Below are 24,654 nucleotides of genomic sequence, written 5' to 3' on the forward strand. Positions count from 1 at the left end.
TAGTTGCACACGCTGTCTATTCGAGAAGGGTTGACCTATGTCACTGGACGACGACGCCGTCCAGGCGCGCGCACAGGGCTGGCGCACGCTCGCGGCGTTGCACGCGCGCATCGAGGACCGCCTCGAGAGAGCCCTGCAGAAGGCGCACGCCCTTTCCGTCAGCGAGTACACCGTTCTCGACGTCCTCAACCGCCAGGACGGCTTCCACCTTCGGATGAACCAGCTCTCCAACGCCGTCGTGCTCAGCCAGTCGGCCACGACGCGCCTGGTCACGCGGCTCGAGGACCGCGGGTTGCTCGCGCGCTACCTCTGCCCCACCGACCGGCGCGGCATCTACACCGAGGTCACCGGGAAGGGCCACGAGCTGCTCGCGCTCGCCCGTCCCACGCACGACGAGGTGCTGTCCGAGTCGCTGTCGGAGGCCGGGGACGTCCCGGAGCTCAAGCCACTCGTTGAGGCGCTCGCCAAGCTGTAGCCGTTCGAGCAAGATCGCGCGCATGGACCTCCTCGCCCTGATCCGCGCCGAGGCACCCGCGGCCGAGCAGCAGCGCGCCCTGACCGAACCGGTGCTGACCGCGCTCGTCGACCACGGCGTGCACCGCCTGATCGCCCCGAAGCGCTACGGCGGCGCCGAACTGGGGCTGCCCGAGTGGAGCCGCGAGGTCCAGGAGCTCTCGCGGGCCGACGCCTCGACCGGCTGGACCGCGATGACGACCACGAGCTCGTCGTCACTGGCCTGGTACCTGCCCACCGACGCCGCCGACGAGATCTTCGGCGACCCGCGCGCGTTGATCGCGGGCACCGCCGCACCGCTGGGCAAGGCCGTGGAAGCCGACGGCGGCTACCGCGTGACCGGCCGTTGGGGCTGGGGCAGCGCCGTCGCGTACTCGTCGTGGGTCATCGGTGGCACCCTCACGCCTGTAGGCCCGCGTCTGGCCGTGTACCCGCGTGCGGACGTGATGATCCACGACACCTGGCACGCCGCCGGCCTGCGTGCCACCAGCTCGCACGAGTTCTCCGTCTCGGACGCGTTCCTGCCGTCCAGGCGCGCGGTGTGGCCGATCGGCATCACGCCCGGCATCGAGGGCCCGATCACCGTCTTCCCCTACTTCAGCTTCCTGGCCGTGGGCGTCGCGTCCGTGTGCCTGGGTGTGGCCCGCCGCGCGATCGACGAGATCTCCGCGCTGGCCACCGAGAAGACCCCTCAGTACGCGACGACCCGCCTCGCCGAGCAGACCGGTCTGCAGATCGAGCTCGCGTTGATGGAGGCGCGGCTGTCGTCCGCGACCGCGTTCCTGCGCGAGACGCTCGGCGCGGCCTGGGACCACGCGCTGAACGGCGACCCCGCCCCGGCCCCGGCCAAGGCACGGCTGCGACTCGCCTGCTCGTTCGCCGCGGGCGAGGCGACGGACGTGGCGCAGAAGGCGTTCGCGGCGGGTGGCGGCAGCTCGGTGTTCGAGTCGTCGGCCCTGCAACGCTGCCTGCGCGACGTGCACGTGGCGGCCCAGCACACGGTGGTGTCGCGCCGGATGCTGGAGACCTACTCGATGCTCGAACTGGGCCTCAGCCCGGACATGTCGAGGTTCTGACGGCTCCGGTGACCACGATGATCCGGGTGCACCACGCCGAGGCACTGGAGTTAAGGTGCGGGCATGCCCGACACGCAGTACGAAGACCTGCTCCGCCACGTCCTGGAAGAGGGCGTGCGCAAGCAGGACCGCACCGGCACCGGCACGCGGTCGATCTTCGGCCACCAGCTGCGCTACCCGCTCGCCGCGGGCTTCCCGCTGATCACGACCAAGCGGGTGCACTTCAAGTCGATCGCGTACGAGCTGCTGTGGTTCCTGCGCGGCGAGAGCAACGTGAAGTGGTTGCAGGAGCACGGTGTGTCCATCTGGGACGAGTGGGCCTCCCCCGAGGGTGAGCTCGGCCCCGTCTACGGGGTGCAGTGGCGGTCGTGGCCCACGCCGGACGGCGGGCACGTCGACCAGATCGCCGAGGTCCTGAAGACGCTGAGGACGAACCCGGACTCGCGCCGGATCATCGTCTCCGCCTGGAACGTCGGCGAGATCGCGCAGATGGCGCTGCCGCCGTGCCACGCGTTCTTCCAGTTCTACGTGGCGGACGGCAAGCTCTCCTGCCAGCTCTACCAGCGCAGCGCCGACCTGTTCCTCGGCGTGCCGTTCAACATCGCCTCCTACGCGCTGCTCACGCACATGATCGCCGCGCAGACGGGTCTCGGCGTCGGCGACTTCATCTGGACCGGCGGCGACTGCCACATCTACGACAACCACGTCGAGCAGGTCGAACTGCAGCTCAGCCGCGACGCGCGCGAGTTCCCGGCGCTGAAGATGGCCGACGTCGCGTCCCTGTTCGACTACGCCTACGAGGACTTCACGATCGAGGGCTACGACCCGCATCCCGGCATCAAGGCCCCGGTGGCGGTGTGATCGGGCTGATCTGGGCGCAGTCCGCGAACGGCGTGATCGGCCGCGACAACGCCATCCCGTGGCACGTCCCGGAGGACATGAAGCACTTCCGGGAACTGACCGCCGGTTCGGCCGTCCTGATGGGCCGCCGCACCTGGGAGTCGCTGCCGCCGCGCTTCCGCCCGCTGCCCGGCCGCCGCAACCTGGTGCTGTCGCGCACTCCCCAGGACGGTGCGGAGACGTTCGGCAGCCTGGAGGAGGCGCTGGCGGGCGTCACCGGTGACCTGTGGGTGATGGGCGGATCAGCGGTGTACGCGGCGGCGCTGCCGTTCGCCGACCGCGTCGAGGTGACGGAGATCCGCGAGTCGTTCGAGGGCGACACGTACGCACCCGCTGTGGACCGCGAGCCGGTCAGCGTCGGCGAGTGGCTGGAGTCGAGCAGCGGCCTGCACTACCGGTTCGTCAGCTACTAACGGCGTCCGCCGGGCTCCCACTCGTACACCTCGACGGCGTCGTAGCGGTCCGCCGTCAGCACCGCCGCCGGGTCGGCCGACCTGACCAGCGCCGCCGTCCCGAGCCAGGCAGCGCCGTCGTCGGACAGCAACGACCCGTACGCGACCAACTCCTCCGGTCGCGCCGGTACGAGGTCGGCCGGCTCGCCCGAGCCCAACCCGAGCACCAGGTGGCCGCCACCGCCGGGGAAGTCCCACATGGTGCGTCCGAGCACGTTGTGCCACCTGCGCACCAGCACGTCGCGATAGCCGCCGGCCTGGTAGACGGGTTCCTCGAAAGCGAACGCACGGGCCGCCGCCGCGTCCGGCGCCTCGACGACGTGCACGCTGCCGGTGAGCACGCCGCCGGAGAACACCGGGCCGCGGGCGATGAGCTCGAAGCCGTCCATGTAGGACCAGTGCGCTTCGAGCAGCTTCTCGCGCAACGGCATCGAGCCGGGCCGGTCCCGGTGGAAGCAGAAGAACTCCGTCACCGGCGACGCGCCCGTGCGTGCCACGCCTCGACGATCAGCTCTTCCAACTCCCCCACCTCGATGTGCTCCAGCCGCACCAGGATCGCCGGGTACCCGTGGAAGTGCGGCGTCGTGAAGTAGACCGACCGGTCCGAGGCCAGCAACGCCTCCTTGGCGCCCAGGTCCGGCACCCGTGCGGCGAGGATCGGCCCGGACGGCGCCGCCGCTCCCAGCGCGCTGAGGTCGGTCTTGCGCAGCGGCCGTTCCCAGACGAAGAGCTTGTCCTTGACCCGCCAGTCGACGACGCCCTCCCGCACCCGCTCGGTGACGTCGGGCATGGAGGTGGCGATCCTGTGCACGTCGTCCCAGGTGGCCATCACTTGCTCCTACAGGTGGTCCGGCGGACGCTGCTGCTCGGCCAGGAACCTCTCGAACTCGGCGCCCAGTTCGTCCGCGCTGGGGATGTCGGTGTCGCCGACAGTCTGGATGAACGCGTCGTACTGCCGCTCGAGCGCCTCCACCACCTGCGAGACCTCCTCCGACTCCGCGACCTGGCGGTGGATCTCGGCGTCCGCGGCCTGGGCGGCGTCGACCAGGCCGCCGATGGGCAGCGCGAGGCCGGTGGCGCGGGCCAGGGCGTCGAGCAGGGTCACGGCGGCGGTCGGGTACTGCGACTGCGCCAGGTAGTGCGGGACCTGGGCGGCGAAGCCCATCGCGTCGTGGCCCGCCTGGCCGAGGCGGAACTCCAGCAGCCCGGACACGTTGCCCGGCACCTGCACGCGGTTGAAGAAAGGCTGGTACTCACTCACGAGCTCGGGGCGCGTGGCGTGGCCGATGACGTTCAACGGCCGTGTGTGCGGCACGCCCATCGGGATGCCGTGGAAGCCCACGGTCAGACGCACGCCCCAGCGGTCGACCAGCGAACGCACGGCCTGGATGAACGCCTCCCAGCGGCGGTCCGGCTCGGGGCCGGTGAGCAGCAGGAACGGGTGGCCCGCGCTGTCCCAGAGCAGGTGCACGACCAGTTCGGGGGCGGCGTAGTCCTCCCAGTGGTCGGTCGCGTAGGTCATCAGCGGGCGGCGCGAGCGGTAGTCGATCAGGCCGTCGACGTCGAAACGCGCGACGATCCGGCTCTCCAGTGTCTCCAGCAGGTGTTCGGAGAGCAGGCGTCCCGCGGCGCCGGCGTCCATGAAGCCCTCGAAGTGGTGCAGCAGCACCGCACCCGTCAGGTCCGGCACCTCCGAGTCCACCTCGTACAGGTTCTCCGGGTCCACCGCACGCCTCCTGGTCAATCGCTCTCGTCTCGTCCAAAGCCAACCATGTGGACACGGAACTGATTCCGCACGGGTCGATTAGCCCATACGGACCGTGTGCGCGCATCACCTCACGGGTACTCCAACGCGGTGGACAGGCGCTGGGTGATGCGTGGAACTCTGGTCGCGGCCGTCGTCATTCTCCTCGGCGCGGCGGTGTTCGTCTTCGGCCAATTCAGGCCCTTCGGTGACGAATCCATCGACCGCAGCCAGCCCGCGATGCTCAAGTCGGTGCGGGACCTGAGCCAGTACCACGCCGCGGCGGGCGAGTTCCAGGTCGTGCTGGACATCGAGAACGACGTGAAGTGGGTGCCCGCGGCGCTGGCGGGCGACCGCACGCTGTTCGTCGCGGCCGGGTCGGTCAACGCGTTCGTGGACCTGGGGACGCTGAAGGACGACGGGCTGGTCGTGTCGGCGGACGGGAAGACCGTCGAACTGCGCGTGCCGAAGGCGCAGCTGGACAAACCGAACCTGCACCACGACCGTTCGTACGTGTTCAGCCAGGAACGCGGCCTCATCAACGACCTGCAGGCGCTGGCGGGCCCTCCCGACCAGCAGAAGTTCTACGTCGCCGCCGAGGCCAAGCTCTCCGAGGCGGCCAAGCAGTCGGAGCTGCTCAAGCGGGCGGAGGACAACACCCGCGTGATGCTCACCGGAATGCTGCAGTCACTGGGATTCCAGGTGAAAGTGACCACCGACTGATTCGAACCTCTCCGGCCGATCCTTCCGAACGTTCAGCGGTGACCCCAGCACTCCGGGATAGGATCCGCCGGTGGAAGACGATCTGATGGCCTGGGCGCCCGCGCAGGGCGCTGCGCAGGCGCCCGGCATCGTGTTGCCCGGCTTCAGCGCCTTCCGCGTGATCGCGCAGGGCGGCGAGGGCACGATCTACCGCGCCCGCCAGGACGGCCTGGGCCGCGACGTCGCGGTCAAGGTGCTGCAGGTGACGGACCCGGCGACGGTGGCCCGCTTCCGCCGCGAACTGGCGATCACCGTCGAGCTCGGCCGCCAGCACCCGCACATCGTCACGGTGCTCGACACGGGCACGTTGCCCGACGGCCGCCCGTGCATCGTCATGGAGTTCTACGAACGTGGTTCGCTGCACGACCGGTTGCGCGCCATGGGCCCGTTGCCTGTGCCCGACGTCATCGCGGCGGGCATCGCGGTGGCGGACGCGCTGGCGTTCGCGCACGGCCAGGGCATCCTGCACCGGGACGTGAAGCCTCAGAACGTCCTGGTGCTCCCGACCTCGTACGTGCTGGCCGATTTCGGCATCGCGCGCGGCGCCGACGCGGGGCATTCCGCGTCACTGCAGATGGTCAGCTACCGGCACGCCGCCCCGCAGATGCTGGAGGGCGCCACGCCGTCGTTCGCGGACGACGTCTGGTCGCTCGGCTCGACGCTGTTCACGTTGCTGGAGGGCAAGCCGCCGTTCGCGTCGGACAACCCGGACGAGGACACGCTGCTGTCCTACGTCGGGCGCGTGAGCAACGGCGAACCGCGTCCACTGACCCGGTTCGACGTGCCGGCGTGGCTGGTCGCGGTGATCGAGTGCTGCCTGCGCAAGGACCGGGCCGAGCGCTTCGGTTCGGCGCTGGAGCTGCGGGACGCGCTGATGTCGGCGAACTCCGGCACCGCGCTGTCCACTGTGGACCCGGACGCGACGGCGATGCTGGGCGAGCGCCCCGACTTCTACCCGGAGGGCCCGACCGAGGCACCCGGTTTCGGCCCGCGCGGGTTCCAGCCGGAACCGGAACCCGAACCGGAACCCGAGGCCGAGCGCGACGATTCGTGGCGCGGTCAGTTGGAAGACCTGACCTACCGGCAGCACGACTTCGTCCCGCCGCCGCCTCCGCGTCCTGTTCCGGTCGCGGTGCTACCCAGCGTGGACCTGCCGCCCGTCGAGCCGATGACGGCGCCGGTCCCCAAGAGCAAACGCGGTGGAGTGCTCGCGTTGCTGGCAGTGATCGCGGTGACGGGCGGGATCGCCGCGGGCGTGGTCCTCAACCGCGGTGGCGACGGTCAGCAGGCCCAACCACCAGTGACGACAACAACACCGCCCGTGCCGACGTCGGACTCGGCGGACGCGGGGCCGTCGCCGAACACCGACCCGAAGTTCGTCCCGGTGCTCAAGCGCGCGGAGTACAAGGGCAAGGCGATCGAGCTGGAATGGACCGATCCGAGCGACGGCCAGGCCCAGTTCGTGGTGGTCGACGTGACCGGTGCCAAGCCGACCGCGCTCACGACGGTGACCGGCGGCGGCACGACGTACGTCGTCGAGGACGGTGGCGGCGACCGGCGGTGTTTCCAGATCGCGGCGCTCGGGCTCAACGGCGAACGCGGCAGCTCCGCAAAGGTCTGTGCCAACAAGAACTGAACGATGCGTGCCCGATGTTGTTGCGGGTGCACGAACTGGCGTACGGTCCCCCGGTGCAAAGCGCTCGTTATGCCGGCCCACCGATGTTCGCTCGTGGACGAAAGCGCCGAACACTTGTGTTGTGGGCGGCCGTTCCGCTCGTCGTCGGCATCGGGATCGGTGTGCTGATCGGCGGCAGCCTCCAGTCCCGGTCCCATCAGAACACCGGCGCCTCACCCACGACGTCGCCTGTGCCCGATCAGCTCGAATACACGGACATGCCCTGCGACCCCGGTTCGTCCGTCCTCGTGCTGCACTCGCTGGAGGGCGCGATGCCCGAGGCGGACGTCAGGGTGCTGGTGGACTACGAGACGATGTGGGTCGAGCACCGTGAGAGCGCGAACCCCGCGCTGCGCGGCCAAAGCGCGTTCCTGAGCAGACGCGACGACGTCTGCCCGGTCATCGTCCCGGAGGACACGCGGTTCACGCAGTTCATCTGGATCGGCCCGTTCCCGTCGGAGACGGCGCCGGCGCTGTGCGAGGCGTTGCTCAAGGTCACCGGGAAGAACTGCATCCCCGCCCCGGTCGTGCGCTGACCGGTCAGCGCCGGAACAACGGCCGCGGGTCGACCGCCCACATCGCTCTGCGCCACCAGGAAGCCTTGCGCCGCACCGCTTTCCTGACCTGACGGGCGAGCCGCCAGCTGTTCTCGTGGTGCGCCGGCTGCGGTGCGAACGCGGCCTGGTCGACCATGACCGCGAGCCTCGCCCCCGCGTCACCCCACTCGCGTGCGACGTCCGGCACCGTCCGGCTCGGTTTCGGCCTGAGCCCCGCGAGTTGCAATGCGTCGAGCACCTCGTTCCACGCCCCGACCGGCCCCGCGGCCCGGAGCCGGAGACGACGGGACGTGCGTGCCGCGAACAGCACGACCAGCAGCAACACGGGTGTGAACACCCAGAACGGGAATGTCTTCGGTGTGGCGGGTGCGGCGGTGTCGGTGCCCTGCAACGCGGTCGGCTGCACCAGCGGGGGCACCGACGGCAACGAGGTCGGCGTCGGCTTCGCGGTGGTGGACGCAAGCCGGTTCAGCACCTCGCGCTTCGAGGCGGCACTCGGCCCGCTCCCGTTGCCGGACACGGGATCGAACGCCACCCAGCCCCACCCGCTGAAGTACACCTCCGGCCACGCGGTGGCGTCCGCGGCGCGCACGACCCGTTCGCCGTTCTGCTCGGGCACCGGCTGGAACCCGACCACCACCCGCGTGGGCAACCCGACGGCCCGCGCGAGCACCGCGTACGCCGACGCGAACTGTTCGGCTGTCCCCGCACCGGCCCCGGACTCCCCCGCCGCCCCGAACAGGAACGTCTCCAGCCGCGCGTAGGACGACCCGACCGGCGCCTCGGCGTCCGGCCTGCGGTTGAGCCGCACGACCTGTTCCAGCGCAACGGCCTTCTCGTACGGCGTGCGCGCGTTCTGCGTCGCCTGCCGCGCGTACTCGGCGAGCGTGAACGGCAGCCGCGGCAACGCCGTGTACTTCGTGGCGCTCGTCGGAACCTGCGCCTCGGCCAGATCCGCGTCGGCCGGCGTCTCGACGACACCGCGCACGGTGTAGCTCAGCCCGGTCGTGAGCCCTTCGGCCACCACGAGAGACCCGGTGTCCGGGTCCACCATGGCGTTGCTCAGCGACACCGCCTGCGGCTTCCCGACCCCCGGCAGCCACTCGCCCTGCAGCCCGGTGATCCGCAGGTCGACACTGGCGTCCTGGAACTTCCCGCCGGTGGGCAGGTCCGGCGCGTCGACCACACCGAGCGGCCCGTACGTCGAGGCCGCCTCCCACGACGCCCCGGAGTACCGGCTGAGCGTCACCAGCCGCACCGGCACCTCGGGCCCGCGCATCCGGAACAGCTCCGCCTCCCCCTGCGCCGCCCACGACGCGAGCTGCGGCAGCGGGTTGGAGATCGCGATGTCGGTGACCGGCGGCGTGACGAGCCTGCGCGGCTCGAACCCGTTGGTGGGCAACACGAAAGTCAGCAACGTGAGCGCGGCCAGCGCCGTGGCGAGCACCGCGGGCGGCACCACGGGCCCGCGCCGGTCGATGACCAGCCAGCCCAACGCCAGCAACGTCACCACCGTGAGCGCGACAAGCCCGTACCGATCCGCACGCCCCGTCGTGAGCAGCGCCGCCGACACGTACAGCGTGGCCGAACCGAGCGCCGGCACGAACAGGGCCGTGCCGCGCTTCGTCACCGACAGCACCATGCCGGTGGAGATGCCGATGATCAGCAACAACCCGGGCACGAGCAGTTCGGGCGTCGCGGGTGCGGGCCGAGCCGCGGTGAGCAGTCTGGGGACGGTGTCGAGCAGGACCCACGCCGGGTCGCGGTCCGGGGACGCGCCGCGGGCCAGGAAGAACCCGCCCGCCATCGCCGCCACCATGACGGCCAGGGCGGCGAGGCCCGCCGGGACGATCCGCTTCAGCAGCAGGGCCGCGAAACCTGCCGCGGCGGCGAGTCCGAAGTAGAGGGTCGCGCCGTCCCAGGCCTGGGAGAGTTGCAGGGCGCCTACGAGGAGGAGGGCGGAGACCCAGCCGAACTTCAGCAGGGAGTTGCTCACGGGGTCACCGCCGCGCGGGTCGTGTCAGCGGGGAGGAGGGTGGCGGCCGCGTAGGCCTTGCCGGCGGGGAGGAGGGCTGCAGGGAGGAGGGCGGCCACCCAGCCGAACTTCAGCAAGGAGTTGCTCACGGGGTCACCGCCACGGATCGTGTCGGCGGGAAGGAGGGCTGCAGGGAGGAAGGCTGCGGCCGAGGCGGGCTTCTGGCGGAGGCCGCTCCCTGAGGTAGCACCGCGTTCCACGCCACGGGCGGCACGCAGGCTGGCAACCTGGCTGCCGCAAGACACCATGCCCCGCACGCCCACGCCCGCCAAGCCACCGCGCAACACCACGCCCCGCAAGCCCACGCCTGCCCGGCCGCCGCGCGACACCACACCCCGCAAGCCCACGCCCGCCAAGCCACCGCGCGACACCACGCCCCGCAAGCCCACGCCTGCCCGTCTGCCGCGCAACACCACAGCCCGCAAGCCCATACCCGCCCAGCCACCGCGCGACACCACACCCCGCAAGCCCACACCCGTCCGGCCACCGCGCGACACCACACCCCGCGACCCCGCGGTCGCCCAGCCGCGCTTCATCGCGCCACCACCGCGTTCCACGAGTCCACCAGGTCCTCCGCCCGTGCCCCGCTGACCACGAGCACCGAACCCGCCGCCCCCACCGGCCGCTTCTCGTCCACGACCAGAACCACGCCGAACGCGGCCCTGCCCGCCTCCAGCACCAGGGCGGGGACCTGCTGGCCGCTCACCACGGCCACCACGTCGAGGTCGCGCACCGGCACGGTCGGGCGGCCGTCCACGTCCCGCAGGCCGAGGTCCGCCAGTGCGGACAGGATCGGCGCCGAGTCCTGCTGTTCCTCGATGTCGGTGCCGCCCGACGAGGTCAGCAGCCGCACCGGGTGTCCTTGCTCCAGGGCCGAGGTGATGAGGGACGCCGCCACCTCCACGGCCTCCTCGAAGCGTTGGGGGTCCGCGTACGACGACTCGCTGTCGTCCAGCAGCACGGCCAGGTGCGGGCGGGCCGGGTCGGCGTCCTCGCGGATCATGAGGGTGCCGGTGCGGGCCGAGGTGGCCCAGTGCAGGCGCCTCAGGTCGTCGCCCGGCACGTACTCGCGCAGGCCCACCAGGTCCGTGCCGCCGCGTTCGACGCGTTCGTCGGCTCCCACCTGGCCTCGGCGGGCGCCCGACGGCAGGCCTCGGACCGGTAGGACGCGCGGGATCACCCGTACCTGGACGACCTCGCCCAGCACGGTGCGGGCCTGCGCGAGGCCGGCCAGGCCCTTGCGGCGCAACGTCAGCGGGCCCACGTCGAAGACGCCGCGGCGTTCGGTCGGGATCGCGTAGTCGACGGCCTCGACCTCGCCCGGCTTCAGCAGCGGTACGTCCACGTCCATCGGGGCGCCGGCCACCACGTCGACGGCGTCCAGAGCCACCGGCCACCTGCCGGTGGACGAGAGTTCCAGGCGGCCGTTGCACCGCGCGAGCCTGGGGACGGTGCGCGGGCGGACCGTGCGGGAGACAGCGAGCGGTGAGGCGATGAGCACGGAGACGATCGAGGCGACGACCAGTGCGGTCAGGGCCAGGCCGAACGCCGCCATGCCCGCGTAGCGCCACCACAGACCGACGCCGAGCATCAGCAGGCCCAGCACCGCGGTGCCGGTGCCGCGCACGGTGAGTCTCATTGTGCCGCGGGCTTGGGCACGGCCACGCGCGAGAGCACGTCGGCCAGCACCTCCGACGTCGTCACGCCCGACAGGACGCTCTCCCGCGTCAGCACCAGGCGGTGCGCGAGCACCGGGTCCGCGATGTCCTGGACGTCCTGCGGCACGACGAAGTGCCGGCCCTTGGACGCCGCGTACACCTGGGCGCAACGCACGAGCGTGCGCAGGCCACGGGTCGAGGCGCCCAGGCGCAGCCGTTCGTCGGTGCGCGTACCCGTGCCCAGAGACGAGATGTACTGCAGGATCGGGTCGGCGACGTGCAGCAGCGACAGGCGGCCGCTGAACGAGCTGATCTCGCGCGGCGACGACACCGTGCGGACGTCGGCGATCCGGCCCGCGCCGCTGCCGGGGCGCAGCACGTCCAGCTCGTCCTCGACCGACGGGTAGCCGATCGAGGTGCGCAGCATGAAGCGGTCGAGCTGCGCCTCGGGCAGGCGGTAGGTGCCGTCGAGGTCGATCGGGTTCTGCGTCGCGACCACGAGGAACGGGTCGGGCACCGCGTGCCCGACGCCGTCGATCGTGACCGTGCGCTCCTCCATGACCTCCAGCAGCGCTGACTGCGTCTTGGCCGCCGCGCGGTTGATCTCGTCCGCCAGCACGATGTTCGCGAACACCGGACCCGGCCGGAACCGGATCTGACCCGTCTGCGGGTCGTAGACCGAGGTGCCCGTGACGTCGGACGGCAGCAGGTCCGGCGTGAACTGCACGCGCCGCGACACCCCGCCCAGCGCGCCCGCGACGGCGCGCGCCAGCGTCGTCTTGCCCGTGCCGGGCACGTCCTCGAGCAGCACGTGACCGCCCGCGAACATCGCCACCAGCACCAGGTCGACCACGTCCCGCTTGCCGCGCACGGCGCTCTCGACCGCGTCGCCCAGGCGGGTGTGCAGGTCGCGGAAGGCCGAGACCTCACCGGTGTCGATCACTTGTCCTCATCTCCACGACGAACACCGATGCGCAGCAGGAACGCGGCCGCCAGCAGCCCGAGGCCACCCGCACCCATGGGCGCGGTCTCGACCCCGGCCGGAACCATCCGCGGGATGCAGCCGGGCTTGCCTCCGCACTCGTCCAGGATCAGGCTCGCGTTCTTGCCCGCCGACTCGACCTGACCACCACCCGTCGCCGCATAGGCGCGAACGACGATGCGGTTCGGGCCTTCCTCCAACGAGATGCGGACGCTGGTGGCGTTGCACGGAATGCCGACCGCGTACTCCCACGTCGTGTTGACGACCTCGCACCGGCCGTTGTGGCTCGCCCAGTCAGCAGGCGGTGCCATGTTGACCGTGCGCGACGGGATCCGCGGCCCGCCGGTGATGCTCGTGATCACCACGGCACCCGCGGTCGGCAACGACGGTGGCGGAGGCGGTGGTGGCGGGGGCGGCGTCGTGGTCGTCACGGGCGGCGGAGGCGGAGGCGGAGGCGGCGGCGTGGTCGTGGTCGTCACCGGAGGGGGCGGCGGCGGATTGTTCGGCGGCGGCGTCACCGTGAACGCGGCCATGCCCGCGGCACCGGCGACCGAAGCCGTCGAGGCGCGCACCGTCACGTCCAACCGGCCGCTGGTGCAGAACGTGGAGCCCGCGCACGGCACCGACAGGTCGGCGGACGTCCCGGCGGACTGCGCCGACACCGAGCCACCGCTGAACGAACCGGAGCCCGACACCGTGTAGCCGACGATCGGATCGGCCGACGTGGCCGCGTTCCAGCTCACCGTCACGACGAGCGCGGAGGCGTTGCGCGACTTCTCCCGCACCGAGACACCCGCGGGCGCGGCAGGAGCCGTGCCGCCGGCGGAGGGCGGAGCGGCAGGCGTGGACGGGGCCGACACCTCCGTGACCGGCGGGGGGTTGTTGCCGTTGCCGGGGTTGCGCGGCGGCTTCTGCGGCTCGTTGGGGTTCGGCGGCGGGGGCGGCGGCACGGACGGCGGCGGCGAGCGGTCCGGGTCCTTCACCGGGAGCTCGGGGCTGCGGATCGTCAGCGAGCGCGTCGCGCCGTCCGGGTCGACCAGCACACCCGTCGAGGAGCCGGGGACGTTCACGAACAACCGGCCGTCGTCGAACACGAGCTCGGGGTCGGCGCCACCGGACGTGCGGACGTCGTCGCCACCGCGGCTGCCACCGCGGTCGAGAACGATGACCTTGCCGGAGCCCTTGCAGGGCACGTAGACCTTGTCGCGGAACACGGCGGGCCGGCCCGGCTTCGGGCAGCCCATCGCGCCGACGTCGACGCGGAGCACCTCACGGCCGACGACCAGCACGACGACCGAGGACGACGGCACCGACGCGGGCACCAGGCCGATCGGCGAGGACTGCGCGGCGATCACCTCGGCGTCCGAGCGGTCCGTGGACGAGTCCACGTCCTCACCCGTGCCGTCGCGCACGACGACACCGCCGTCGAGACCGATGAGCGTGACGCCCTGGTCGTGCGGCACGAGAACGGTGCGGGGCCCGGCGCCGGTGACCTGGCGGTGCGAGCGCTCCTGGAACCGCTCCTCGTCGTCCGACCAGTCGAGCGACCTCAGCGTGCCGCCGTGGTCGACGAGCCACAGCACGCCGCGCTCGTCCACGACGGCGTCGGCGAGCGGCTGACCTGCCTGCCAGCTCTGCCCGATGTCGGCCAGGGACAGCGGGTCGGCGGTGTGCACGGTGCCGGACGCGCGGTCGACGACGAACACCATCCCGTTCGCCACCAGCACCTTGCTCGTCGCACCGGGTGGCGCCTGCCGGCGGCCGGAGGCGAGCAGCGTCGCCAGGTCGATGACGGTGATCTCGCCGGTGCGCCGGTTCAGGACGATCAGCCGGCCGTCCTCCTGCGCGATCTCGAGCTGCGAGTCGGGGCCGCTGATCTGCAACCGCGTCTGCGGCTTGCCCGAACCGGGGTTGATCTGCACGACCTCACCGCGCTGGTCGTCGCCCAGCCAGGTGAGCCCGTCCGACACCGCGACCGACGTGCGGGAGATGCCCTGCCCGAGCGCGGCGCCCGCGAGCACCAGGACACCCAGCAGTGCCGCGACGAAACTCGCCGATTCCCGCCCTCCACCGGAGATAATGCGTCTGATCCGGTGCCACCAAGACATAACGCGCCCTCCCTCGCCCGCCGGGGATGCTAACCCCCGGCTCTGACAACTTCGGGCGGCGCATGGTTCCCGGTTCGCCCGGCCAGCCGGTTGGCAGACATCAGTGAATGTAATGACGGGGTCTGACAGTTTTGGAAACCGTATGGCGTTCCCCCGAACCGACCAACGCGTAAGGCAGAGTGGACGCATGGACATCCCCGGCATGGGACTTGCCAAGCAGGCGTTCGACACCGCACTCGGCACGACAGCGGCCGTCGCGGCGGTTCCGGCCCGTGTGCTGAGCCTCATCGGCGAAGTCGAACAGCTCGTGCGGAAGGTGAACGGCACCATGGACGCCGTCGATGGCATCGTCGCGAAAGCCGACGCGCTGGTCGACCGCACGGCCGACGTCGTCGCCGACGCGGAGAAGGCCGTCGTCGAGGTCCGCGCGATCACGGCGAGCGCGAGCGACGTCGCCGCACGGGCCGGGCTCGTCGTCACCGCGGCCGGCCAGACCGCGCACACGGCCAACGAGCTGATCGACCTGTACGAGCCGCTCGCCAAGCAGGCCCAGCCGCTCGCGAAGCGGTTCGTGGAGGAGCTCTCGCCGCACGAGGTCGAGGCCGCGATCAAGCTCATCGACGAGCTGCCGGTGCTGACAGAGCACCTGACCAGCGACATCCTGCCGATCCTCGCCACCCTGGACAAGGTCGGTCCCGAGGTCCACCAGCTGCTCGAGGTCACCAGCGACATGCGCCAGGCGATCCTCGGCATCCCCGGCTTCTCGTTCATGCGCCGGCGCGGTGAGAAGAAAGAGGAAGAAGAGGGTGTGAAAGAGGAGGACAACGGGTAGCCCACCCGTATGACCGCCGACGCGAACGAGGATCGACTGACCTGGTGGCTGCTCACCAGCGTGTTCGGACTGCTGTCCGCGATCAACGTCGCGCTGGCGGTCACGGAGCCCACGACCTGGCCCTACGCGCTCGCGGCGCTGCTTCTCGCCGCGAGCGCGTGGAGTGCCAGACAGGCGCTCAGGCCTTCCCCGTCGTCTGATGCGTCAGGTTCGACGGTGACCCGAACCGGAACGCCCGCACGCGATAGGTCGCGACCTTCTCGTCTGGGAGTGTGATCACCCCGTACGAGGTGGTGTCCGGGTCGAGCTGCACGGCGACGCGGAAGTCCGCCGCGCCCGCGGGCCTGACCTCGATCAGGTACCCGTCCTCGTCCGCCGCCCGGTCCTGCCAGGTGAACAGGATCCCGTTGGCGTTCTTCACCTCCGCCTCCAGCTCCGTCGCCGCGGACTCCGGCGACGGCACGGGGGTCCTGCCCCCGCCGGCCTTGACCGGCGCGGTCCAGTCCGGCCCGTCGATCTCCGGCACCTCGTCGCCCGGCGGCAACGAGACGTCCACAGTGGCCGAAGCCGCGCCCGTGAACGGCCGGACCCGGTAGTAGAACTGGGTTTCCGGGATCAGGTCGGGATGCCTGTAGGTGTCCTTCGCCGGTCCGGCGAACTCCAGGATCGTGTACTCGCCGCCGGCCGCGTTCGCGTACTCGACGACCTGCCCGGCCGACCCCGCCTCCGGACGCCAGTGCAGCGTCACGTCCACCGGCGAGGTCAGCTCGGACGTCAGTGCGGGGTCCTGCTGTTCCTGGCCGCAGGCAGCCAAGAACAGCAGGAACACCAGAGCAGAGCGTCGGATCACTTGCGCCAGAACCGCACGTTGCTCCAGGTGACCGTGGCCGGTCCCTGGCCGCTGGACGTCCGGTACGCGCCGAACTTGTCGTAGAAACTGGTACCGCTGCTCGCGTACGTGTGCGCACGGGAGCCGTTGATGTAGGTGCGGTGTTCCGTGGACGTGTTGTGCACGGTGTTCACGCGGACGGTCGTGCCCACGGTCGCGCCGGTGGCGATGGTGGCGCCCCCGTGCACTGCGTAGAGCCGGCCGCCGCGTTCCACGGCAAGCATCCAGAACGGTCCCGCGCTGGGGGCCTCCCGGAACGTCTGCTTGAGACTGATGCGGGTGCCGCCGAGACTCGTGATCCGGAAGCTGCCCTCGAACTGGCGCGTGCCGCCGGTGTAAGTGGCGTAACGCCGCTCGGCACGCTGGTCACCGCTCGCGGTGGAGCAGGTGAGTTGGAAAGTCAGGTTGCTGACGGTGCCGCAGCCGCGTTCCTGGACGGTGAACGACGGGGAGTAGCTGGTCCACGGACCGGTTTCAACCTGGGCCTGTGCCGGGGCGACCGACACGAGCAGACCGGTTGCCATCGCGATCCCCGCGACGTTGCGGAGTCGTTTGGACATCCCGATACCTCCTCAAAACGTGCTGAGGACAGCACGCATTTCCAGGGGGCGGTGACGCGACTGTATCGGATAATGATCGGATGTTCGACCTCCATCGTCTGCGACTGCTGCGCGAACTTTCCCAAAGGGGGACGCTCGCGGCCGTCGCCCAGGCGCTGAACTACAGCCCCTCGTCGGTCTCGCAACAGCTGTCGCTGCTGGAAACCGAGGTCGGCGTGCCCCTGCTGGAACCGGTCGGCCGGCGTGTCAAGCTCACGCCGCAGGCCGAAATTCTGGTGCGGCACACCGAGGAGGTGCTCGCCCGCCTGGACCAGGCCGAGTCCGAGGTGGCCGCGTCGCTGCACGAGATCACCGGCACGCTGCGGGTCGCGACGTTCCAGACCGCGGCGCTGGCGCTGATCCCGGCGACGCTCGCGCGGATGAGGGACGAGCACCCTTCGCTGCGGATCGAGTTCCAGGTGCTCGACCCCGCGGAAGCGCTTTCCGCGTTGAACGCCAGGGACTTCGACCTCGTCTTCGTGGAGGAGTGGCCGGACCAGCCGGAGGCCCGGTTCCCCGGCCTCGAGTACCGGGAACTGGTCCGGGATCCGATCCGGCTCGCCGTCCCGCGTGGACTCGCGACCGGTGAGATCGGCTCCTACCCGTGGATCATGGAGACCGAGGGCTTCCCGCAACGGATCTTCAACGTGAACTGGTGCCGCCACAACGGCTTCGAGCCGGACGTGCGCTTCTCCTCGACCGACGTGCTGGTGAAGCTGCGGTTCGTGGAACGGGGCCTCGCGGTCGCGCTGCTGCCGGACCTCGTCTGGTACGACCGCGAGATCACCGTCGACCTGCACGAGCTGCCGGAACCGAAGTCCCGGCTGCTGTTCACCGCGGCACGGGCAGGACGAGGTCAGCATCCCGCTGTGCGGGCGTTCCGCGAGGCGCTGGCGCTCTCCGTAGCGCCGCTCCGACCCCCGCCGTGATCACCAGTGCCATGCCGCACAACGAGATCACGCTCAGGTGCTGGCCGAGCAGCAACGCTCCTGCCAGCGCGGCCGCGGCGGGTTCGAGCGCGAGCACCACGCCGAACGTGCTGGCCTGCAACGTCTTCAGAGCACGGATCTCCAGCGTGTACGGGATCGCGGACGCGAGCAGCGCCACGAGCGTGCCGAGCAGGAGCATCTTCGGCTCGAACAACGCGGTCCCGGCCGTCGACAGCCCGTACGGCAACGTGAGCGCCGCCGCGATCAGGCTCGCCCCCGCGAGACCACCGGTGCCGAGCCCTGCCGTCGCGAGGGTGCGCCCGGCGAGGATGTAACCGGCCCAGAACGCGGCCGCGATCAACGCGAGCGCCACACCGATCAGGTCGAGCTTCGCGCCGGTGTACTCGTGCACGCCGAGGACCACGACACCCGCGAGCGCCAGGCCGACCCACACGAAGTCCCGCGCCCGCCTGCTCAGCACCGCCGCGAGCCCGAGCGGCCCGAGGAACTCGATCGTCACCGCCACGCCGAGCGGGATGCGGTCGAGCGCGAGGTAGAAGGTGCCGTTCATGCCCGCCATGGTCATCCCGAGCACGAGCGTCTCCTGCCGGAACTTCGGCCGCACCACCACGCACAGCAGCAGCGCCGCGATGCCGAGCCTCAGGGCCGTGGCGCCGGGTGCGCCGATCTGGCCGAAGAGCTGGTTCGCGAACGCCGCGCCGAACTGCAGGGAGATGACCGAGCCGAGGACCAGGAAGACCGCCATGCGATCAGCCTCACCGACCAGGTCTCTTCGGTACAGCGAATGTTTTCGAGCGATGTCGTTCGGTTTTCCCGAACATTTAGACTGACCGGTGCGATGAGACGCAAACCCTCCTCCCCCCTCCCCCAGCGCCACGGCCTGGACGCGGCCCGGTTGAAGCTGCCCCCCGAGGGCCACTGGTCGTCGTTGCGCGACCACCTCGTGGAACGGCTGCCGCGCGTGGCCGCCGAACGCGTCGACGAGATGCTGGCCGAGGAACGGATCTGGGGTGTCGCCGGACCACTGGGCGCCGACACGCCGTTCGTGCCCGACTCGTACATCTGGTTCCACCGCGACCTGCCCGTCGAGGTGCCGGTGCCGTTCGAGGTGGGCGTGGTCCACCAGGACGACGACATCGTGGTGACCGACAAGCCGCACTTCCTCGCGACGATCCCGCGCGGCGCCCACATCATGCAGACCGCGCTGGTGAAGCTCCGCGACTCGCTGGGCCTGCCGGACCTCTCCCCCGCGCACCGGCTGGACCGCGTCACGGCCGGCCTCGTGCTGTTCGTGGTGCGCCGCGAGCTGCGCGGCAAGTACCAGACGATGTTCCGCGACCGGGTGGTGCGCAAGGAGTACGAGGCGATCGCGCCGTACGACCCCGCGCTCGAACTGCCGCGCGTGGTGCGGTCGCGGATCGTCAAGGAACGCGGCATCATCACCGCGTTCGAGGTCGACGGCGAGCCGAACGCCGAGACCCACGTGTCCCTCGTGGAGCATCGGGGCGAGCTGGGCCGGTACCACCTGAAACCGTTGACCGGCCGCACCCACCAGCTGCGGCTGCACATGTCCGGGCTCGGCGTGCCGATCGTGAACGACGACTTCTACCCGGTGCTGCGGGACCGCCCGCTGGACGACTTCTCGGCACCGCTGCAGTTGCTGGCCCGCGACCTGTCCTTCGTGGACCCGGTGTCGGGCGTCGAGCGGTCGTTCACCTCGAAGCTGGAGCTGTCCGCCTGGTCATGAGACGTGGGTGCGGACGGTCCCGATCGGCTGCGGCTCCCAGACCCGGCCCATCCGCTCCAGCAGCCGCCGCGCCAGCGCACTCGTCTCCGGGTGGGTCTCGGTGAACGACGCCACCACGCGCGCCCGGTACATCAGCCGGCCGCGCGCGGTCGTGCTGTACCAGAACCAGTCCTCGTCGACGACCCTCGCGAGGTGGTCGGTGCCGTCCCGCTCGGCGCGCTGCACCAGAGCGTCGCCGTTCACGAACCACCGCACGCACGCGTCCTCCAGCGGTGCCGTGAAGCCGCGTTCCTCGAAGTAGGCCTGTTCGGCGGCTTCACGCAGTTCGCGGGGCGTCTCGGTGACGGTCGCGCAGGTCGGGAAGCCGATGCGGAGGTAGACGACCTCGGCCAACCCGTCCCCCAGCGCGGCGCCTTCGAGGTCGACGAACCGGGCGCCCTGGTCGGTGTACATGTCGTTGCCTGCGCACGGGTCCCCGTGCAGCAGGTCGTACCTGCCGGTGTCCTCGAACACGAGCTCGGCCTCGGCGCCGCCGATCTCGACCCCCATCGCCCGCACGAACCGCAGGAACGGTGCCGGGTCCGGGATCTCCTGACGGGGCAGCAGCCCGGCGTGCTCCGGCCCGGTGGCCATGTGCAGCCGGGCGAGGCCGCGGGCGTAGTCGACCACCCAGTCCTCACGCGGCGGGTCCGAGCGCAGTCGTTCGAGCACCACGGTCCGCTGCTCGTGGTCGACCTCGAGGACGCGCGGCACCACGCCGGTGTGCCCGGCGAGCCGGAGGGCCGTGATCTCCCGCTCGAACGCCGCCGGGTCTCCTACCACCTGCTTGACGATCCGGTCGCCGTCCGACCACACCCGCGACCGGACACCGCTCTCGAGACGTTCCATGAGCCCACTATTCCACAGTCATGAAGAATTCTGTAACAATGGCGTTCACGGGCGCGAGTCCACGATCGTGCAGAACCAGGAAACGAGGCTGGCGCGATTACCGTCGTTGACCGGCATGCGATTCGCCGCCGCGTTCATCGTGTTCGGATTCCACATCAACGCGGCCGGTCTCTGGCCGTATCTGGACGTGCCGTTCCGGCAGGGCGCCACCGGTGTCAGCTTCTTCTTCATCCTGTCCGGGTTCGTGCTCACCTGGTCCGCGAAAGCGGGCACCGAACCGGTCACCGTCTGGCGGCGGCGGGCGGCGAAGATCTTCCCCAACCACGTCGCGACCTGGTTCATCGTGCTGGTCGCGGCCGGCTCGGTGACCCCGGAGGCCGCCCTGGCGAACCTCTCGCTCACGCAGTCCTGGTTCCCGGGCGAAAGCGTCTACTTCGGCCTGAACACACCCGCGTGGTCATTGTCGTGCGAATTGGCGTTCTATCTGGCATTCCCACTTCTGATCAAATGGCGGATGCAGAAGCCGTGGCTCGTCACAAGCGCGGCGGTGATCGCGATCTTGACAGTTCCGGCGATCGCACTGTCAATGCCAGGGCATCTCGAATACTGGTTCGTGTTCGTCTTCCCGCCGGTGCGCGCGCTTGAGTTCATTCTGGGCATGGCAATGGCCCGAGTGGTCCAGCAAAAGAAGTGGATCGGACTAGGGCTCTGGCCCGCGAGCGCGCTTTTCGTGGCCGCGTACCTCGGCTCGTGGTACCTGCCGGCGTCGTTCCCGTACGTCGCCGGCACGGTGATCCCCCTGGCGCTGCTGATCCCGGCCGCGGCGGTCGCCGACCTCACCGGCAGGTGGTCGCCGTGGCGCTCGAAGCCGATGGTGTGGCTGGGCACCGTGTCGTTCGCGTTCTACATGGTCCACCAGATCGTCATCCGGGTGAGCGAGAAGTTCCTCGACGTGCACGCGTACCCGCTGGTCGCCGCACTGGGGATGTTCGTGGTGTCGATGATCGCGGCCTGGCTGCTGTACCGGCTGGTCGAGGTGCCCGCCGAGAAGTTCATCAAGGGGGCACCCCGACCAGCGCGGCTCACGCCAGCGTCAGTGCGTACAGCTCCACCCGCGGGTCGTCGGGCAGCGTGACCGAACGGACCGTCTTGGTCGCGTCCAGCCTCAGCGACTGACCGAACAACCGGACCGGCGGTCCGTCGACGCCCTGCTCCGCCTTGATGCGGTGCGGCATCTCCAGCACGGCCGGGCCGCCGCCCGCCCAGTCCGGCACGGACGCCGCGACCTCGGCCGAGGTGCCGTCGGTGTACCAGACGGTGAACGCGGCCGACACCGGTCCGTTGTGCGACGAGCCCACGACGTGCAGCCAGGAGTACTGGCCGGTGGGCAGCAGGAGCCCCTGCCCGTGCGCCTCGACGAAGTTCGGCTTCGTGCCGGTGGGGTCCGGCGCCTGGTAGGTGATGCCGCCCCAAGTGACGGGTCCGGCCGGCGGCAGCAGTGCCGCGTCGTAGCTCCAGCCGCCGCCGTCGAAGTTGCCCGCCGCGGAGTCGGCGACCGTCGCCGTGCCATCGTGGTTGAGCTCCGGTGTCACGTCCACCGAGCACGTCGAGAGCGCGCACAGCGCGGCCGGTTTGACCTCGACCACCGCCTTCAGCGACACCGACTCGACCTGCACGGCGACCTCGTACGACCCCGGCGCCACCCCTGCGGGCACCGTGAACGTCAGCGGCACCGTCTTCTGCGTCGGCAGGTGCCGCGACACGATCACGAACGGCCTGGCACCGCTCACCTTCCACCCGGCCGGCGCGGTCACCTGAGGCCGCACGGACATCGCGCCGGGCGACTGGGCCAGCACGTCGAGCTGCACCGTCAGCGACTGCGCGGACTCCGAGGTCGGCAGCACGATCTCGGTGCTGCGCAACGACGCCGACAGCGCGCGGCGCGAGTCCTCGTCACCGTTGTTCAGCGACGGCGGCTCGTCCCCACGTCCGGTGCCCCACGACGACGGCTTCGACGACACCTCGTGGGTCAGCTTCCCGCCGCGCTGCAACGACGACCACGACAGCCAGGTCTTGCGGACGTCACGGCCGCCGAAGGACACGTTCTTGATGTACCGGTTGGTGTCCGACACACCTCGTGCCGTCACGTTCAGCGTGCCGCCCTGTGAGCCGTACTGTCCGATTCGGACGGTCGCGGACTCGAACTGCGGTGAGGACAGGGCGAGGAAGTCCGCGCCGTTGAACGTCGGGTAGATGCCCAGCGACGAGAAGACGTACCACGCCGACATCGTGCCCAGGTCGTCGTTGCCGGTCATGCCGTCCGGACCGGTCGTGAACAACGTCATCGCCGCCCGCACGACCGTCGCGGTCTTCGACGGCGTGCCCGACCACAGGTACATGTACGGCGCGAGCAGGTCGGGTTCGTTGTTCGGGTTGTAGGTCGGCTTGCCGTAGTAGTCGTACGGCTCGGTGATCCAGTCCCGCCGGGCGGTGCCGGCCGGGTCGATCAGCAGCTTGTCGTAGGCGAAGAACGAGTCGAGCCGCTTCTCCGTCGCCTTGCGGCCACCCATCAGCGACACGAGTCCGGCGGGGTCCTGCGGCACGAGCCACTGGTACTGGTAGGCGCCGCCCTCGTGGAACTGGTGCGAGGCGTCCACCGGGTTGTACGGCGCCAGCCACGTGCCGGCGGCGGTGCGCGGCCGGAACTGACCGATCGACGCGTCCCACAGGTTGCGGTACCACTGGCCGCGATCGGCGAACATCCGCGCGTCGGCCTTCTTGCCGAGGCCCTTGGCCATCAACGCCAGTGACGCGTCGGCCGCCGAGTACTCCAGGGTCGCGGACGCCGGGTGCACGCAGTCGTTGTCGCCGCCCTTGTGCGCGCAGTCCTTGCCCAGCTCCAGGCCGGACGGGATGTAGCCGCGATCGTTGTAGAAGGTGACGCCGGAGCGTCCGTTGTAGGGCGACTCAGCAGGAGGCAACGACGTGGCGTTGGCGCGCAACAGGTTGTACGTCTCCTCCTCGTAGCCCTTCAGCAGTCCCTTGGACCAGGCCTCGACCAGGAACGGCGTCACCGGGTCACCGGTCATGATGTTGGTCTCGGACGACGCCAGGGCCCAGCGCGGCAACCATCCGCCGTCCCGCCCACTGGCCACGACGGACAGGGCGACGTCCCGGGCGACCTTGGGTTCGAGGATCTGCAGCAACTGGTTCTGCGGGCGATACGTGTCCCACAACGAGAAGTTCTGGTACGGCGTGTAGCCCGAGGCCGTGCGCACCTTCCCGTCGAAGCCCATGTACCTGCCGTCGACGTCGCCGGCGAGGTTCGGGTGCAGCACCGAGTGGTAGAGCGCGGTGTAGAACGCGACCTGCCGATCACGCGGCCCGCCCGACACCCTGACGGCGTCCAGCTGCTTCTTCCACGTGTCCTTGGCGGCCGCCACCGTGGCGTCGAAGTCGTGGGCCGGAGCCTCCGCCGCGAGGTTCTTCCGCGCGCCCTCGATGCCGGTGTACGACAGGCCGAGCTTCAGCACGACGTCACGGTCGGCAGTCGCGTCGAACGTGACCCAGGCGCCGTTCCCGCCCGTGCCGGCGGCGTCCCGGACACCCGGCGTGGGAACGCTCCCCCGCCACGCGCCGAAGGAGGCGAACGGGCGATCGAACGTCGCCGTGAAGTACACGGTGTGCTCGTCCTTGCCCGCGCAGAACCGGCCGTTGCGCACCCGGCCCTCGATGGTTCTGTCACCGACGACGTGGATCTCCGAGTCCAGCACCGTCTGGTTGGACCGTCCGGTGTTGAACAGGACGTTGGCGGCGTTCGAGGAGGGGAACGTGTAGCGCTGCCATCCGGTCCGCTGCGTGGCCGTGAGCTCGGCGTTCACGCCGTACCTCGGGAGCCCGACGCGGTAGTACCCGGGCTGAGCGGCTTCGTCCGAATGGCTGAAGTCCGACTTGTATCCGTTGATGTCAACGTTGTCAACGGACCCGACCGTCGGCATGACCGGCAGCTCGCCCATGACGCCGCAGCCCACACCGGACAGGTGCGTCTGCGAGAAGCCGTAGATGGAGGTGGCCTTGTAGTCGTACCCGCCCTGACCTCCCGTGTCAGGGCTGACCTGCACCATTCCGAACGGCACCGAGGCGCCGGGAAAGGTGTTGCCGAAGTTCTGCGTGCCCACGAAGGGGTTCACCAACGACGAAGGGTCCTCGTCGACCTGTGCCGCGTGCGCGGGGACCGCCAGACCCAGTAACAGCCCCGCTACAACCAGTGTCCGCATAGGAGGCAGT

At 70.4% G+C, this 24,654-nt stretch carries 24 protein-coding genes; 11 read left to right on the top strand and 13 right to left on the bottom strand.

The features are described from left to right. Positions 1-37 precede the first annotated feature (37 nt). The 4 genes from IEY88_RS23295 (at position 38) to IEY88_RS23310 (ending at position 2,902) form a co-directional block, all read left to right on the top strand. Positions 38-475, top strand: a complete 438-nt coding sequence (locus IEY88_RS23295; RefSeq protein WP_189156929.1) for a MarR family winged helix-turn-helix transcriptional regulator — start codon at positions 38-40, stop codon at positions 473-475. A 22-nt stretch (positions 476-497) separates the two neighbouring features. Next, positions 498-1,589: an acyl-CoA dehydrogenase family protein gene (locus IEY88_RS23300; protein ID WP_189156930.1), complete on the top strand. Its 1,092-nt coding sequence runs from the start codon at positions 498-500 to the stop codon at positions 1,587-1,589. A 63-nt stretch (positions 1,590-1,652) separates the two neighbouring features. After that, on the top strand, positions 1,653-2,450 hold the full coding sequence (locus IEY88_RS23305) for a thymidylate synthase (RefSeq protein WP_189156931.1): 798 nt from the start codon (positions 1,653-1,655) through the stop codon (positions 2,448-2,450). Further along, positions 2,447-2,902 carry a dihydrofolate reductase gene (locus IEY88_RS23310; protein ID WP_189156932.1) on the top strand — a complete coding sequence of 152 codons (456 nt, stop codon included), beginning with the start codon at positions 2,447-2,449 and terminating at the stop codon, positions 2,900-2,902. Before IEY88_RS23305 ends, IEY88_RS23310 begins: the two co-directional genes overlap by 4 nt. Here the strand turns inward: IEY88_RS23310 and IEY88_RS23315 are convergent. Genes IEY88_RS23315 through IEY88_RS23325 form a run of 3 tightly spaced genes read right to left on the bottom strand, consistent with a single transcriptional unit; the run spans position 2,899 to position 4,685 of the window. Continuing rightward, positions 2,899-3,438, bottom strand: coding sequence for a YciI family protein (locus IEY88_RS23315; protein WP_268241258.1), 540 nt, complete (start codon positions 3,436-3,438; stop codon positions 2,899-2,901). The genes IEY88_RS23310 and IEY88_RS23315 overlap by 4 nt on opposite strands. Continuing rightward, positions 3,411-3,770: an MmcQ/YjbR family DNA-binding protein gene (locus IEY88_RS23320; protein WP_189156933.1), complete on the bottom strand. Its 360-nt coding sequence runs from the start codon at positions 3,768-3,770 to the stop codon at positions 3,411-3,413. The genes IEY88_RS23315 and IEY88_RS23320 overlap by 28 nt, the downstream gene beginning before the upstream one ends. Before the next feature lie 9 nt (positions 3,771-3,779). Then, on the bottom strand, positions 3,780-4,685 hold the full coding sequence (locus tag IEY88_RS23325) for a proteasome assembly chaperone family protein (protein ID WP_229693661.1): 906 nt from the start codon (positions 4,683-4,685) through the stop codon (positions 3,780-3,782). Positions 4,686-4,814: 129 nt separating this feature from the next. On the opposite strand from IEY88_RS23325, the gene IEY88_RS23330 reads away from it, so the two are divergent. From IEY88_RS23330 to IEY88_RS23340, 3 genes are all read left to right on the top strand, one after another. Further along, complete coding sequence (locus IEY88_RS23330) at positions 4,815-5,408, top strand: DUF4230 domain-containing protein (RefSeq protein WP_189156934.1); 594 nt, start codon at positions 4,815-4,817, stop codon at positions 5,406-5,408. 70 nt (positions 5,409-5,478) lie between these two features. Then, complete coding sequence (locus tag IEY88_RS23335) at positions 5,479-7,083, top strand: serine/threonine-protein kinase (RefSeq protein ID WP_189156935.1); 1,605 nt, start codon at positions 5,479-5,481, stop codon at positions 7,081-7,083. 119 nt (positions 7,084-7,202) lie between these two features. Then, a complete protein-coding gene (locus tag IEY88_RS23340) occupies positions 7,203-7,658 on the top strand; it encodes a hypothetical protein (RefSeq protein ID WP_189156936.1) in 456 nt (151 codons plus the stop codon). A 4-nt stretch (positions 7,659-7,662) separates the two neighbouring features. Here the strand turns inward: IEY88_RS23340 and IEY88_RS23345 are convergent, their stop codons facing one another. The 5 genes from IEY88_RS23345 to IEY88_RS23360 all read right to left on the bottom strand — a co-directional run bounded on the left by IEY88_RS23345 (position 7,663) and on the right by IEY88_RS23360 (position 14,462). Next, on the bottom strand, positions 7,663-9,675 hold the full coding sequence (locus IEY88_RS23345) for a transglutaminase TgpA family protein (protein ID WP_189156937.1): 2,013 nt from the start codon (positions 9,673-9,675) through the stop codon (positions 7,663-7,665). Further along, positions 9,672-9,803 carry a hypothetical protein gene (locus tag IEY88_RS45135; protein WP_268241259.1) on the bottom strand — a complete coding sequence of 44 codons (132 nt, stop codon included), beginning with the start codon at positions 9,801-9,803 and terminating at the stop codon, positions 9,672-9,674. Before IEY88_RS45135 ends, IEY88_RS23345 begins: the two co-directional genes overlap by 4 nt. Positions 9,804-10,246: 443 nt before the next feature. Then, complete coding sequence (locus IEY88_RS23350) at positions 10,247-11,353, bottom strand: DUF58 domain-containing protein (protein ID WP_229693662.1); 1,107 nt, start codon at positions 11,351-11,353, stop codon at positions 10,247-10,249. Next, positions 11,350-12,315: an AAA family ATPase gene (locus IEY88_RS23355; protein WP_189156938.1), complete on the bottom strand. Its 966-nt coding sequence runs from the start codon at positions 12,313-12,315 to the stop codon at positions 11,350-11,352. The genes IEY88_RS23350 and IEY88_RS23355 overlap by 4 nt, the downstream gene beginning before the upstream one ends. After that, positions 12,312-14,462, bottom strand: a complete 2,151-nt coding sequence (locus IEY88_RS23360; RefSeq protein ID WP_189156939.1) for an NHL repeat-containing protein — start codon at positions 14,460-14,462, stop codon at positions 12,312-12,314. Before IEY88_RS23360 ends, IEY88_RS23355 begins: the two co-directional genes overlap by 4 nt. A 187-nt stretch (positions 14,463-14,649) precedes the next feature. On the opposite strand from IEY88_RS23360, the gene IEY88_RS23365 reads away from it, so the two are divergent. Continuing rightward, positions 14,650-15,294, top strand: coding sequence for a hypothetical protein (locus tag IEY88_RS23365; protein WP_229693663.1), 645 nt, complete (start codon positions 14,650-14,652; stop codon positions 15,292-15,294). 178 nt (positions 15,295-15,472) lie between these two features. Here IEY88_RS23365 and IEY88_RS23370 read toward each other — a convergent pair whose 3' ends face one another. Continuing rightward, positions 15,473-16,123, bottom strand: a complete 651-nt coding sequence (locus tag IEY88_RS23370; RefSeq protein WP_229693664.1) for a fibronectin type III domain-containing protein — start codon at positions 16,121-16,123, stop codon at positions 15,473-15,475. A gap of 17 nt (positions 16,124-16,140) precedes the next feature. Continuing rightward, entirely contained in the window at positions 16,141-16,743 is a 603-nt protein-coding gene (locus IEY88_RS23375; RefSeq protein WP_189156940.1) for a hypothetical protein, read from the bottom strand. Positions 16,744-16,823: 80 nt separating this feature from the next. Between IEY88_RS23375 and IEY88_RS23380 the strand changes: the two genes are divergently transcribed. Next, on the top strand, positions 16,824-17,711 hold the full coding sequence (locus tag IEY88_RS23380; RefSeq protein ID WP_189156941.1) for a LysR family transcriptional regulator: 888 nt from the start codon (positions 16,824-16,826) through the stop codon (positions 17,709-17,711). Here IEY88_RS23380 and IEY88_RS23385 read toward each other — a convergent pair. Further along, positions 17,614-18,477 (bottom strand): EamA family transporter, encoded by an 864-nt coding sequence (locus IEY88_RS23385; protein ID WP_189156942.1) that lies wholly within the window; start codon positions 18,475-18,477, stop codon positions 17,614-17,616. The two genes, IEY88_RS23380 and IEY88_RS23385, sit on opposite strands and share 98 nt — an antisense overlap. 93 nt (positions 18,478-18,570) lie before the next feature. Between IEY88_RS23385 and IEY88_RS23390 the strand changes: the two genes are divergently transcribed. Continuing rightward, positions 18,571-19,479 carry an RluA family pseudouridine synthase gene (locus IEY88_RS23390; RefSeq protein WP_189156943.1) on the top strand — a complete coding sequence of 303 codons (909 nt, stop codon included), beginning with the start codon at positions 18,571-18,573 and terminating at the stop codon, positions 19,477-19,479. Here IEY88_RS23390 and IEY88_RS23395 read toward each other — a convergent pair. Next, complete coding sequence (locus IEY88_RS23395; RefSeq protein ID WP_189156944.1) at positions 19,474-20,367, bottom strand: phosphotransferase; 894 nt, start codon at positions 20,365-20,367, stop codon at positions 19,474-19,476. The two genes, IEY88_RS23390 and IEY88_RS23395, sit on opposite strands and share 6 nt — an antisense overlap. Between IEY88_RS23395 and IEY88_RS23400 the strand changes: the two genes are divergently transcribed. Beyond that, on the top strand, positions 20,306-21,502 hold the full coding sequence (locus IEY88_RS23400) for an acyltransferase family protein (RefSeq protein WP_189156945.1): 1,197 nt from the start codon (positions 20,306-20,308) through the stop codon (positions 21,500-21,502). The two genes, IEY88_RS23395 and IEY88_RS23400, sit on opposite strands and share 62 nt — an antisense overlap. Here IEY88_RS23400 and IEY88_RS23405 read toward each other — a convergent pair. Then, positions 21,450-24,644 carry a GH92 family glycosyl hydrolase gene (locus tag IEY88_RS23405; protein ID WP_189156946.1) on the bottom strand — a complete coding sequence of 1,065 codons (3,195 nt, stop codon included), beginning with the start codon at positions 24,642-24,644 and terminating at the stop codon, positions 21,450-21,452. The genes IEY88_RS23400 and IEY88_RS23405 overlap by 53 nt on opposite strands. Between the last annotated feature and the right edge of the window lie 10 nt (positions 24,645-24,654).

Source organism: Lentzea pudingi, from assembly GCF_014646255.1.
Lineage (GTDB): Bacteria > Actinomycetota > Actinomycetes > Mycobacteriales > Pseudonocardiaceae > Lentzea > Lentzea pudingi.

Coding starts and splice junctions, on each gene's coding strand:
- IEY88_RS23295 (WP_189156929.1), top strand. CDS start 38: ATGTCACTGGACGACGACGCCGTCCAGGCGCGCGCACAGGGCTGGCGC.
- IEY88_RS23300 (WP_189156930.1), top strand. CDS start 498: ATGGACCTCCTCGCCCTGATCCGCGCCGAGGCACCCGCGGCCGAGCAG.
- IEY88_RS23305 (WP_189156931.1), top strand. CDS start 1,653: ATGCCCGACACGCAGTACGAAGACCTGCTCCGCCACGTCCTGGAAGAG.
- IEY88_RS23320 (WP_189156933.1), bottom strand. CDS start 3,770: ATGGCCACCTGGGACGACGTGCACAGGATCGCCACCTCCATGCCCGAC.
- IEY88_RS23330 (WP_189156934.1), top strand. CDS start 4,815: ATGCGTGGAACTCTGGTCGCGGCCGTCGTCATTCTCCTCGGCGCGGCG.
- IEY88_RS23350 (WP_229693662.1), bottom strand. CDS start 11,353: ATGAGACTCACCGTGCGCGGCACCGGCACCGCGGTGCTGGGCCTGCTG.
- IEY88_RS23360 (WP_189156939.1), bottom strand. CDS start 14,462: ATGTCTTGGTGGCACCGGATCAGACGCATTATCTCCGGTGGAGGGCGG.
- IEY88_RS23365 (WP_229693663.1), top strand. CDS start 14,650: ATGGACATCCCCGGCATGGGACTTGCCAAGCAGGCGTTCGACACCGCA.
- IEY88_RS23375 (WP_189156940.1), bottom strand. CDS start 16,743: ATGTCCAAACGACTCCGCAACGTCGCGGGGATCGCGATGGCAACCGGT.
- IEY88_RS23380 (WP_189156941.1), top strand. CDS start 16,824: ATGTTCGACCTCCATCGTCTGCGACTGCTGCGCGAACTTTCCCAAAGG.
- IEY88_RS23385 (WP_189156942.1), bottom strand. CDS start 18,477: ATGGCGGTCTTCCTGGTCCTCGGCTCGGTCATCTCCCTGCAGTTCGGC.
- IEY88_RS23390 (WP_189156943.1), top strand. CDS start 18,571: ATGAGACGCAAACCCTCCTCCCCCCTCCCCCAGCGCCACGGCCTGGAC.
- IEY88_RS23395 (WP_189156944.1), bottom strand. CDS start 20,367: ATGGAACGTCTCGAGAGCGGTGTCCGGTCGCGGGTGTGGTCGGACGGC.
- IEY88_RS23405 (WP_189156946.1), bottom strand. CDS start 24,644: ATGCGGACACTGGTTGTAGCGGGGCTGTTACTGGGTCTGGCGGTCCCC.